This is a genomic window from Nocardioides jiangsuensis, from assembly GCF_019679455.1.
Taxonomy (GTDB): Bacteria; Actinomycetota; Actinomycetes; order Propionibacteriales; family Nocardioidaceae; genus Nocardioides_C; species Nocardioides_C jiangsuensis.
Map to the genome: position 1 here is coordinate 821274 of NZ_JAIEZQ010000001.1, position 12160 is coordinate 833433.

Annotated in this window: 7 protein-coding genes; 4 read left to right on the forward strand and 3 right to left on the reverse strand. The window is 74.1% G+C overall.

Going from position 1 to position 12160, the window contains the following annotated elements; all coding sequences use genetic code 11:
- Positions 1–6: 6 nt before the first annotated feature.
- Both K1X13_RS03875 and K1X13_RS03880 read right to left on the reverse strand, forming a co-directional pair.
- The gene (locus K1X13_RS03875; RefSeq protein ID WP_221023691.1) at positions 7–786 is read right to left on the reverse strand and encodes a hypothetical protein; all 780 of its coding nucleotides are present in this window, start codon (positions 784–786) and stop codon (positions 7–9) included.
- The gene (locus K1X13_RS03880) at positions 783–2903 is read right to left on the reverse strand and encodes a VldE C-terminal domain-containing protein (protein ID WP_221023692.1); all 2121 of its coding nucleotides are present in this window, start codon (positions 2901–2903) and stop codon (positions 783–785) included. The genes K1X13_RS03875 and K1X13_RS03880 overlap by 4 nt, the downstream gene beginning before the upstream one ends.
- Positions 2904–3102: 199 nt before the next feature.
- On the opposite strand from K1X13_RS03880, the gene K1X13_RS03885 reads away from it, so the two are divergent.
- Positions 3103–3870, forward strand: coding sequence for an IclR family transcriptional regulator (locus K1X13_RS03885; protein ID WP_221023693.1), 768 nt, complete (start codon positions 3103–3105; stop codon positions 3868–3870).
- On the opposite strand, the gene K1X13_RS03890 is transcribed toward K1X13_RS03885, so the two are convergent.
- Complete coding sequence (locus K1X13_RS03890) at positions 3830–4558, reverse strand: hypothetical protein (protein WP_221023694.1); 729 nt, start codon at positions 4556–4558, stop codon at positions 3830–3832. The two genes, K1X13_RS03885 and K1X13_RS03890, sit on opposite strands and share 41 nt — an antisense overlap.
- Before the next feature lie 172 nt (positions 4559–4730).
- Here K1X13_RS03890 and K1X13_RS03895 point away from each other — a divergent pair, with 172 nt between their 5' ends.
- The 3 genes from K1X13_RS03895 to K1X13_RS03905 all read left to right on the forward strand — a co-directional run bounded on the left by K1X13_RS03895 (position 4731) and on the right by K1X13_RS03905 (position 12083).
- On the forward strand, positions 4731–7262 hold the full coding sequence (locus tag K1X13_RS03895; RefSeq protein WP_221023695.1) for an amidohydrolase family protein: 2532 nt from the start codon (positions 4731–4733) through the stop codon (positions 7260–7262).
- A gap of 135 nt (positions 7263–7397) precedes the next feature.
- Positions 7398–11147 carry a (Fe-S)-binding protein gene (locus K1X13_RS03900; protein ID WP_221023696.1) on the forward strand — a complete coding sequence of 1250 codons (3750 nt, stop codon included), beginning with the start codon at positions 7398–7400 and terminating at the stop codon, positions 11145–11147.
- A 381-nt stretch (positions 11148–11528) separates the two neighbouring features.
- Positions 11529–12083 carry a toxin-antitoxin system HicB family antitoxin gene (locus K1X13_RS03905; protein ID WP_221023697.1) on the forward strand — a complete coding sequence of 185 codons (555 nt, stop codon included), beginning with the start codon at positions 11529–11531 and terminating at the stop codon, positions 12081–12083.
- Positions 12084–12160: the final 77 nt, after the last annotated feature.

Sequence of the window (12160 nt, forward strand, 5' to 3'; positions counted from 1 at the left end):
CGGCGGTCAGTGGCAGCCGTCGGGGGCGGCGGGGCAGGACGACCCCATCGCCAGGTCGACCAGGGCGTCCCACTGCCAGCCGGTCGCCACGCGCGGGCCGGCGCCGACGAGGACCACCGACACCCCCTCGGCCGCGACCGCGGTGAGCGAGCGGCCGCCCCGGGTCGCCGCCACGGAGGCGGAGCCGAGCCGGGGGTCCACCCCGACCGTCCAGCCGCAGCCGGCGAGCTCGTCGGCCAGCGCGGTCACCGCCCGGTCCGCGGAACCGGGGTCGCGGTGGGTGGAGACGGTCTCCCGGACCTCCCGCGTCCCGGACGTGTGCCGGGCGGTGCGCGCCGCCACCGCGCCGCGCGGGGAGGTGCAGCCGAGCGGGTCGGCCTCGCGCGGCGCCCAGGAGCCGCCGAGCTGCAGGGCGACGTCCGCGGTGCCCAGCATCGCCGCGGTGGGCACGCTCCGCCGCGGCTCGTCGTGGTGCTCCTCGGCGGGGGGGGTCCCGGGGTCGGGCACCGCGGGCGCGTCCAGGCCCGGGTCGCCGGGCGGCAGGGACGGGGCCGCCGGGCCGGCCGGTGCCGCGGCCGTGGTCGTGGACGTCGACGGGACCGACGTGGTCGAGCCCGAGGCCGAGCCCGCGGGCGACGGTGCCGGCGCGGCGGTCGCGGTGGGCCCGGCCGCCCGCACGGCCCGGCCGCTCGCGCCGGTGGCGTCACCGGTGTCCGCGCAGCCGGTGAGCGCCAGTCCGGCGGCCACCAGCAGCGGGGTGAGCCGCGTGACCGTCGCGCGGCTCATCGCGGCTCCACGGTGACCGTGAGCGCGCCCCGGTTGTCGTCGTAGTAGTCGTCGGCGACGACGAACCACAGCGGCCCGTCCTCCGCGACGGTCAGGTCCAGGGAGTACTCGTGCGCGTCGGACCCGTCGCAGGATCCGCGGCCGTCGGCAGGCTCCCAGCTGACCAGCCGCCGGTTGACCACGAGGTCACCCAGCGGCGACCAGGACCCGTCGAACCTCCCCTCGAACCGGGTGGAGCGCCACCAGGGCTCCTCGGCGGACGCGGTGCACTCGGCGTCGGCCGCGATCCAGTCGCTGCTCGCCCGCATCAGGTAGGCACCGGTCACGGTCAGCCGAAGCTCGGTGCCCTCGGCGAACTCCTGGGCGGTGCGGATCGCCGACGGGCTGCGCGAGTCGACCCGCAGGCTCTCCGGCTCCGGCGCGGGCTCCTCGGACGGGTCCGGCTCCGGGGTCGGCTCCTCGGACGGGTCCGGCTCCGGGGTCGGCTCCGGGGTGGGGCTCGGCTCCGGCTGCCTCTCGACGTACGGCGTGACGCTCACGCGCAGGGCGCCGGTGTTGTCGGCGTAGCTGCGCGGGTCGTCCACCCGCACGTTGACCGGCTGGGTCCGGTCCGCCCGCCAGACGAACGTGTAGACGTGGTCCTCGGCGCAGGAGGCGCCGCTCTCCGCGGGCTCGCCGCCCACGTCGGTGAGCCGGGGCACCAGGCTGTCGTGGCCGAAGGTCCCGAGCATGACGTCGAACCGGTCCTCGCCGTACTCCCCCTCGAACCGGCGGTCCCAGCTCGAGCGCGAGGTGCGCGCGCACTCCGCGTCGGCGGTGACGCCGCGGCCGTCGGTCCAGGTGCCGCGCACGGTCACCCGGTAGTCCTCGCCGCCGGTCAGCTGTCCGGGGCTGGTGACGCCGGCCTTCGCCTTGGCCGGGACGGTCCACGCCATGGTGCTGCGGCTGCGCCCGAGGTCGGTGATCCGGACCGCGAGCGTGCCCGCGTTGTCCGCGTGGCCGTTGGCGTCCCACACCGTCAGCGGCACGCGGCCGTCGCGGTCGGCCTGGTAGACCCAGCGGTAGGTGTGCCCGCCGGTGTCACAGTCCCGGTCGTCGTCGGCCTGGGCGTACAGGTCGTGCCCGTCGACGTACAGGTCGAGGTGGTCGGCGTCCCACTGGTCGGTGCGCAGCGAGCGGGTGCGCTGCCAGCCGGAGCGGGCGGCGGCGCTGCACTCGGCGTCGGCGCGCGAGGCGGTGCGCCGGTCGTAACGGTAGGTTCCGGCCACCTCGACGAGGTAGCGGTGCCCCTCCGCCAGCGCGCCCCGGGTGAGCGTGCCGGCCCGGCGGTCGGTGCGGACCGCGACCCGCTCGTGCACGAGCGCGGGTCCGGCGGTCAGCGTCCGGGGAGCCCGGGGCTCGGGGACGGCTCGGGGCTGCTTCGTCCGGGAGTCCGGCTGCGGGTCCGGGTGGTCCTGGCGCGGGCCGGAGCTCCTCGGCTCCGGCTCGGTCGGCCTGGGCGGCTGCGGCACGTTGCCCGACCCGTTCGGGAAGCGCCGCGGGCTCCAGAACGAGGTCTTCTTGCGTGCCCCGGCCCAGCTCAGCGAGAAGTGCACGTGGTCGGTGTGCGGGTTCGCGCCGGTGTACCGGCGCCAGCCGGACGAGGCGGCGTAGGCGCCCCAGATCCGCCGGTTCCAGATCATGTACTGGATGCCCAGGCGGCGGGCCATCGCGTAGCGGTTGCCGTGCCGGTCGGTCTTGAGCAGCCACCGGAACAGCGCCTGCACCGAACGACGGTCCTGCGCGCTGCCCACGCTGACGCCCCAGTCGAAGGCCCGCCCCTCCTTGTGCTCCGAGGCCCCGCCGACCGAGCAGGAGCGCGAGATGCCCAGGCTGCGCGAGCTCTTGTAGGTGCGCAGCAGCATGGTCGCGAACGCGGCGGTGCCCGGCTTGGCGCCCGGCGAGCAGATCGACTGGCCGACGTACGGCGCCAAGGGCTCGATCTTCGCGGTGTAGCGGTGCGGGGTCCTCGGCACCTTCGCGCTGGCCGCCCCGGAGCCGACCGTGAGGCCGGCGACCAGGGTGCACGCGACGGTGGCGGCAAGAACACGGACGAGAAGTCGACGGATGTCGGACACGCGAGAAGCTCCAGTCATGCTGGCGACGTGCGGGCGCGCGGGCCCGGTCGCCGTGCCTCCGACTCCTCCCAGCCGGACGCGGTGCCACCTATCATGAGTGTCGATCTACCGATACGGGTGGTTTTGGTTAAAACAAGGTAAAAGCCCGATTTCTCCCGTGCGGCCGCCGGCCGCCCGGCGTTTGCTCCGAGAGGTGTCGATGGGCCAGGTCCCCGCTGCCACCCGCGCCCTGCGGGTCCTCCGGTTCCTCGCCCGCCAGCCGGACCCGGTCACCCTCGAGCGGCTCGCGCAGGCGGTCGGCCTGCCGCGCTCCACCGCCTACCACCTGGTCCAGGCGATGATCGAGGAAGGCTTCGTGGTGCACCTCCCCGAGGAGCACCGGTACGGCCTGGGCGTCGCGGCCTTCGAGGTCGGTAGCGGCTACTCCCGGCAGGCCCCGCTCCAGCGCATCGCGCGCCGCCACCTCGCCGACCTGGTGGACACCGTGGGCGAGTCCGCGCACCTGGCGGTCCTGCACGGCCGCGACGTGCTCTACGTGCTCGAGGAGCGCGCCCCCGGCCGGCCGCCGCTGGTGACCGACGTCGGGGTGCGGCTGCCGGCGCACCTGACCGCGAGCGGGCGCGCGATCCTCTCCGCCCTCCCGCAGAACCAGGTGCGCGCTCTCTACCCCGACCGCAGCGCGTTCGTGGACCGGACCGGGGTCGGGCCGACGTCGCTGAGCGCGCTCCGGGCGCTGCTGACCGAGACCCGCCAGCGCGGGTACGCGATCGAGGACGGCGAGGTCACCCCCGGGTTCGCCTCGGTGGCGGCCGTCGTCCTCGACCACAACGGGCACCCGGCGGCGGGCGTGGCGGTGACCTACCGGAGCGACCCGGCGACCGACCTGGGTCCGCTGATCGCGGCCACGCAGCGCACCGCGGAGCAGCTCACGGTCCGGCTCGGCGGGACCGCCCCGCGGCGGGACTGAGCTCCTCCGCAGCCGCTCCGGGCGCACGGGCCAGCACCACGGTCGTTCCCAGCAGCCAGACCACGAAGGCGGGGTAGACCAGGTAGGGCACCCACCCCTCCGGGGAGAGCGGCCCGGTCTCCAGCACCACCCCGGCCACCGGCGCGAGGTGCAGCACCGCCGCCAGCGCCGAGAACCAGCCGAGCCAGCCCGGCAGGGCGTGCCACCGCAGCCCGACGACCGCCGTGGCCGCGAGCAGCACGACGACCGGCACGTTCCCGAACGCGAGGAGCACGGTCACGACGTCGCCCATCGCGGCCACCGTGGTGGCTGCCGAACCGGGTCCCGCGGAGACGTAGGCCATCGCCGCCTGACCGGACTGCGCCACCAGGGTGACCACCACCCAGGCCGTGCCGGCGCCGAGGACCAGGGTGGAGAGGCCGTCGTCGTACGGCGCCCCCGACCGCTCGCGACGCGCGAGCCGGTCGCGGAGCCCGGCGAAGAACACCAGCAGGAAGCCCGCGCTCAGCACGAACATCAGGCTCTGCAGCAGCAGCTCGGTCCGGTAGGTCGCCACCCAGGCCGCGTACTCCGTCGGCCCGGCGGCGAGCACGTCGGGGTCCGCGCGCTCGAAGGCCACCCCGCCCGCTCCCGCGACCAGCGCCGCGAGGCCGGCCCCGGCGCCCCAGCGTCCTCCCGTCGCCCCCATGCCTCCAGCGTCCTCCCCGGCGGGCCCGGGTCCCAGGGGCGGAGGTCCCGGTGCCACGGGCCGGGCCGCCGTACGGCGCCGCCGCCGGCCTCGCTGGGCGCGAGACGGCGCGTGACCTCCGTCACGAGAACTCGTTGCTCTTCCCGACAGCTGCCGAGGCGAAGGAACACGGATGCCCAGCGACCACGTCCCGCACCACCCGACAGACGCCGGCACCCGGGCGCGCCGGCGCAGGCCGCTCAGCTGGCCGGTCGGCCTCACCGCCGGCGCGGTCCTCGCCGCGACGTTCGCCGTCCCCGCCTCCGCCCACGACAGCGACCACGCGGACGCGACCGACCCGGCCGCGGCGGGTGCGGTCTCGCGCTCCGCCGCCGAGGCCACCGACCCGCTCGCGCAGGACCCGACCACCCCGCAGCGGGCCGCGGCGAACACCGCCGCGGTTGCCGCCCGCCGGTCCTCCCCCGACCCCACCCTGCTGCCCGGGCTCGCCCCCGCGCCGCGACGCGACGTGCCCGAGGACCGCTACGCGATGGCCGGCGGCTGCTACGGCATCGCGACCGGGGGCCGCTGGGTGGTCCGCGACGGGGACGGGTTCCGGGCCGTGGCCGGCCGCGTCGACGCGGCGACCCCGCTGCACTTCCAGGCGACCACACTGGGCAGGTACCTGCTCTTCGGCGACCGCCGGGACTTCGTGGCCCGCGACACCGGCGCTCCCCCGGGGCTCGGCGGCGCGGAGCGGGTGGTCGCGGCCGACCGGCCGAGCCCGGAGGCCGACTGGACCGTGACCCGCCGCGGTACGTCGTACCGCTTCACCCTCCCGAGGACCGGCCGGGCGCTCGCCGTCGACCGGGACGGCCGCCTGGTCCTGGCCGCGACCCCCGCGCCGTTCTCGATCCGGCGGACCGCGGGCTGCGCGCGCTGGCCCGAGGTCCGCACGAACGTCTCCGGCCGCCCGTTCCGCGGCGCGACCGGCTTCGCCGAGGTCCGCGGCTACGCCGACGCGCACACCCACGGGATGGCCTTCGAGTTCCTCGGTGGCGAGGTGCACTGCGGCCGGCCGTGGCACCCGTACGGCGTGACGTACGCGCTGCGCGACTGCGAGGACCACACCGCCACCGCGGGCCGGGGCGCGGCCCTGGAGAGCTTCCTCTCCGGCGACCCCGACGGCCACGACCCGGTGGGCTGGCCGACCTTCCGGGACTGGCCGGCCCCGGACTCGCTCACCCACGAGGGCACCTACTACCGGTGGATGGAGCGCTCCTGGCGCGGTGGGCTGCGGCTCTTCGTGAACCTGCTGGTGGAGAACAACAAGCTCTGCGAGCTCTACCCGCTCAAGCGCAACAGTTGCGACGACATGGACTCGATCCGGCTCCAGGCCCGCCGCATGAGGCAGTTCGAGCGGTACGTCGACGCGCAGGCCGGCGGCCCCGGCGAGGGCTGGTACCGGATCGTCCGCAGCCCGTTCGAGGCGCGCGAGGTGATCAACGACGGCAAGCTCGCCGTGGTGATGGGGATCGAGACCAGCGTGGTGTTCGGCTGCACCGTGAAGCTCGACGTGCCGCAGTGCGGTAAGGACGAGATCGACCGGCAGCTCGACGTGGTGCACCGGATGGGCGTGCGGCAGATGGAGCTGGTGAACAAGTTCGACAACGCCCTCTCCGGGGTCGCGGGCGACGAGGGCACCACCGGCGTCGCGGTGAACTCCGCGAACTTCCTGGAGACCGGGTCGTTCTGGAGGATGCGGTCCTGCCCCAGCACGTACGGCGACCGCGTGCACGACAAGGAGCAGTACGCCGTACCGCGGGAGGTCTCCGAGCGCGACCCGCTGTTCGGCGCGATCGCCGACGCCTACGCCCCCGCGCTGCCCGCCGCGGCCCCGGTCTACCCGGCGGCGCCGCACTGCAACGAGCGCGGCCTCACCGACCTCGGCCGGTTCACGGTCCGGGGCCTGGCGGAGCGGAAGATGCTCTTCGACCCCGACCACATGAGCGTGCGCGCGCGGCGGGCGTCGCTGGACCTCGTGGACAGGCTGGACTACTCCGGGATCCTCTCGAGCCACTCCTGGTCCACGCCCGACGCCTACCCCCGGATCGCGCGGCTCGGCGGCTTCATCGCGCCGTACGCCGGGGACAGCACCGGGTTCGTGGACAAGTGGAGGTACCACGTCGGCCGGGCGGACCGGCGCTACTTCTTCGGGCTCGGCTTCGGCGCGGACATCAACGGCCTCGGCGCGCAGGGCGACCCGCGCGGCGCGGACGCGGAGGACCCGGTGACCTACCCGTTCCGCGGGCTCGGCGGCGTCACCGTCGGGCGGCAGGTCAGCGGCCGGCGGGTCTACGACGTCAACGTGGACGGCGTCGCTCACTACGGCCTCTACCCGGACTGGGTCGAGGACCTGCGCCGGCTCGCCGGCGGCGCGATCGTCGAGGACATGGCGCGCGGCTCGGAGGCGTACCTGCAGATGTGGGAGCGGGCGCTCGGCGTGGGGGGCAACGGCTGCGCGGACGGCTCGGCGCTGCGCCGGGTAGCGGCGTTCCGGGACCTGCCCCGGGGCGCGTCGACCCGTCGCGTCCTGTTCGCGGTGGGCCAGCCCGCCGCCCGGATCGACCACGCGTACTCCTACTGCGCGCGCACCGCCTCCGGCGAGCGGACCCGGCTGCGGGTGGTGTTCGACGACACCGGCCGCCTGCTCCGGGTGGTCTGACCCGCGCGCGGGCACCCCCGCGCCGCAAAGTTACTGTTCGGTAGGATTTCTCTCACAGGTCTTGCCCGCTGACTCACCCACGTCCGCGGTCGTAGGCTCAGCGCACGCTCGTACAGCCCCCGACGAGGAGCACACATGCAGATCTTCGCCATCGTGGTCTCGCTGGCCATCGCCGCCGTGGGCATCGCCCTGTTCGTCAAGGCGATCCGCTCGATGATCGCGACGATCAAGATCGGCCAGCCCGCGGTGAACCGCTCCGACGACAAGGGGGCGCGCTGGGCCAACATGCTCAAGGAGACGTTGGCGCACACGCGGATGCTGCAGTGGACCGCGGTCGGCATCGGCCACTGGTTCATCTTCGTCGGGTTCGGGCTGCTGTTCTTCACGCTGCTGACCGCCTTCGGCCAGCTCTTCGACCCGCACTTCGCGCTCCCGGTGATCGGCCACTTCTTCCTCTACGAGTGGGTCTCGGAGTTCTTCACGGTCGTCATGGTGATCGCGATCCTGGCCTTCATCGGCTACCGCGTCACCCGGCCGAAGGAGCGCGTCCGCGGCACCCGGGGCCGGTTCTACGGCTCGACCATGTGGCAGGCGTACTTCGTCGAGGCCGTGATCCTCGGCGTGGGCCTGTGCATCCTCGCGCTGCGCGGCGCCGAGTACGCGATCGCGCCGTACGGCGAGCACCCCGACCAGGCCTCCGCGCTGCACTTCCCGTTCACCGCGTGGATCGGCGGGCTGCTGGACGGCCTGTCCGAGCCGGCGCTGGCGACCTTCATCTACCTGGTCGCGATGCTCAAGATCGTCATCTCGTTCACCTGGATGATCGTGCTGTCGCAGAACACCACGATGGGCGTCGCGTGGCACCGGTTCACCGCCTGGTTCAACATCTGGTTCAAGCGCCGCAGCGACGGCGGTACGGCGCTGGGCGGCCTGCAGCCGATGATGGCCGGCGGGCAGCCGATCGACTTCGAGAACATCGACGAGCTCGACGAGGAGACCGCGCTCGGCGTCGGCAAGGTCGAGGACTTCTCCTGGAAGGGCATCCTCGACTTCACCTCGTGCACCGAGTGCGGCCGCTGCCAGAGCCAGTGCCCGGCGTGGAACACCGAGAAGCCGCTCTCCCCGAAGCTCCTGATCACGAACCTCCGTGACCACGCCTACGCCAAGGCGCCGTACCTGCTCGCCGGCTCCGAGGAGGAGCGCACCGCGCTGCCCGCCGAGGTGCTGGCCGAGGCCGAGCGCCCGCTCGTCGGCGAGACCGAGGGCGACTGGGCGTGGATGCCCGAGGGCGGCGCGGTGATCGACTCCGACGTGCTGTGGTCGTGCACCTCGTGCGGCGCCTGCGTGCAGCAGTGCCCGGTCGACATCGAGCACGTCGACCACATCGTCGACATGCGCCGCTACCAGATCCTGGTCGAGTCGAACTTCCCCGCGGAGCTCAACGGCCTGTTCAAGGGCCTGGAGAACAAGGGCAACCCGTGGAACATGTCGCCCAACGCGCGTCTCGAGTGGGCGCAGGGGCTGCCGTTCGACGTCAAGGTCGTGGGTGAGGACATCGAGGACCTCGACGAGGTCGACTGGCTGTTCTGGGTCGGCTGTGCCGGCGCCTACGAGGACCGGGCGAAGAAGACCACCCGCGCGGTCGCCGAGCTGCTCGACATGGCCGGCGTCTCGTTCGGCGTGCTCGGCAACGGCGAGACCTGCACCGGCGACCCGGCCCGGCGTGCGGGCAACGAGTTCGTCTTCCAGGGCCTCGCGACGCAGAACGCCGAGACCTTCAAGGAGATGAAGGTCAAGAAGGTCGTCTCGACCTGTGCGCACTGCTTCAACACGCTGAAGAACGAGTACTCGCAGTTCGGCGTCGAGCTCGAGGTCGTGCACCACACCCAGCTGCTGAACCGCCTCGTGCGCGAGGGCAAGCTGACCCCGGTCGCGACCAACGGCGCCCCGAAGCGCTCGCTGACGTACCACGACCCGTGCTACCTGGGCCGGCACAACCAGGTGTACTCGCCACCGCGCGAGCTCCTCAGCATCCTCCCCGACGCCGAGGTGAAGGAGATGCCGCGCAACAGCGAGCGCTCCTTCTGCTGCGGCGCCGGCGGCGCGCGGATGTGGATGGAGGAGAAGATCGGCGAGCGCATCAACCTCAACCGCACCACCGAGGCGGTCGAGACCGGCGCCGACCAGATCGCGACCGGCTGCCCGTTCTGCCGCGTGATGCTCTCCGACGGGCTGACCGCCAAGCAGGCCGAGGGGTCCGCCCGCGAGGAGGTCGAGGTTCTCGACGTCGCCCAGCTGCTGCTGGCGTCCGTCAAGGGCGAGAGCCGCACCCCGGTCCCGGCCGGTGCGGCCGCGAAGTCGGGCGGCGCGGGCGCATCGGCGAAGGCCGCCGGGGCCGGCGCCGCCGCGGGCACCGCCGTCGCGGACAAGGCCGCCACCAAGGCCGAGCCGAGCGCCGGCGACGCCACCCAGACCGAGAACACCGTGACCGAGCCCGAGGCGGTGGGCGCGAACGCCGCCGCCACCGAGGAGCGGAACCCGGAGGTCGAGACCAGCAAGCCGATCAGCTCGGGCTCGCTGTTCGACAGCGCTCCCGCGGCGGCTGACGAGGACACCAAGACCGACGCCGCCGAGCCGAGCGGTACGACGAGCACGTCGCTGTTCGACGCCGGCGGCACCTCGTCCGACGAGGCCGGCGCTCCCGCCGACGCGTCGACGGAGGCGAAGCCTGCCGACGAGGAAGCACCGGCGAAGACGGAGCCGAAGCCGGAGGGCTCCCTCTCGTCAGGTGGCTCGCTCTTCGACACCGGCGGTTCGCTGTTCGACACCCCGGCCGACTCGGCGCCCGCCGAGACCGCCGAGGCCGAGACCGAGGAGACCGCCGAGGCCGCGGCCGCTGGTGCCGGGGCCGCGGCCGCGGCGCCCGCCGAGGCCGCCGCCGCTGGTGCCGGGCCGGACGCCGAGTCCTCCGCCCAGGAGGCTCCCGCGGCGCAGACCGGCACGTCGGCGGAGAGCAGCATCGCCTCCGGCGGGTCGCTGTTCGACCTTGCGCCGAGCGAGCCCGAGCCGGCCAAGGCCGAGCCCACCGCCGAGACCGAGCCCGAGCCGGCCAAGGCCGAGCAGGCCGACGCGAAGACCGAGCCCGAGACTGGCGCACAGCCCGAGCCGGAGCAGGCCGAGGCGGTTGCGGAGGACAAGGCTGACGCCCCCGAGGCCACCGCCACCACAGAGCAGCCCGACGCGGCGCCGCAGGCGGAGCCGGCCGACGCGAAGACCGAGACGCCCGCCACCGAAGGCAGCATCAGCTCGGCCGGATCGCTCTTCGACCTCGCCCCCAGCGAGCCCGAGCCCGCCAAGGCCGAGCCCGCCAAGGCCGAGTCCGAGCCGGAGGCTCCGGCCGAGGCCGCCACCGAGTCCGAGACTGACGCCCCCGAGACCACCGCCACCACGGAGCAGACCGACGCGGCGCCGCAGGCGGGGCCGGCCGGCGTGAAGACCGAGACGCCCGCCACCGAGGGCAGCATCAGCTCGGCCGGATCGCTCTTCGACCTCGCCCCCAGCGAGCCCGAGCCGACCAAGGCCGAGCCCGCGGAGCAGGTCGACGCGCGGGCCGAGACCGAGGCTGCGGACGGGGAGGCGTCCGAGCCGGAGGTTGAGGCCGAGGCCGCCACCGAGTCGCACAGTCCCGAGGAGGGACCCGAGGCGACGGCGCCCGAGACGACCTCCGCCGCGGAGCCGGACGAGGAGGCCGGGATCGAGACGCCCGGCGGCCAGGCGAACGCGGCGTCGAACGGCAGCGCTCCGGCGCAGTCCTCCGGCGAGACGCACGAGCCGAAGCGCCCCGAGGGCGGTATCGACGAGACGAAGTCGCTCTTCGACCTCTGAGCCGAGCCACCCCAGCGCCGTACCGAAACGGGCCGTCCCACCGCGGGGCGGCCCGTTCGGCTTTCGACGGCCTGAACGTCGACGCCCACATGGACGACACCGCTCCCCTCTCGTATGGCACCGACCCACGGAGCGCGCACCGGACGCGGTCGCGCGGCGGCAGCGCCCCAACGGCGCACGTGCGCGGTTCGGGCCCCGGAACCGGTCCGCGCAGGGGCCACAACCGCGCACGTGAACGGGTTGCGTCCAGGCGCCGGACCGCGTCGAGAACCTCCGCAGGCAGACCCCACCACCCCCGCGACACCACCCCGCACCACGACGACATCACCTGACATCAGAAGATGCTTGACATGACATCACGGTGATGTCATCGTGGTGCGCATGGACATCACTCCCTACGTCGACAGCCTCCGCCGGGACCTCGCGTCCGCGGCCGAAGCGGGAGGCCCCGAGGCCAAGGCCGCCGCCGAGCGCCTCGCACTCGCCCTCGACCCGGCGATGCGACTCGCCCTGATGGACGCGCTCTCACAGGCCGCGGCCGAGATCACCAGCGAGCTGCCCGCCGGCTCGGTGGACGTGCGGCTGCGTGGCCGCGAGCCCGAGTTCGTGGTCGACGTACCGACCATGCCGATGGCGCCGACGCCGCCCGGTCCGCCGACGCCACCGGTCCCGCCCGAGGCCGAGGAGGACGACGAGGAGGGCGCGGTCGCCCGGATCACGCTCCGGATCCCCGAGTCCCTCAAGACCAAGGCCGAGGAGCTGGCGGCCCGCAGCGGCCACTCGCTCAACACCTGGCTGGTCACCACGATTCGCAACGCCACTCGCGGCGAGCGCGCGATCAACGTCGACATCGACCTCTCGAGCATGCCGTTCTTCGAGGAGATGCAGCGCGGACCCGTCCGCCGTACCCAGCGCCGGATGACCGGCTGGGTCTGACACCAGGCCCCAAAACACCCCCCACCGAACACACCCCCCACCGAACACCCCCCACCGACCGGCCCCGCCGGCTCGGG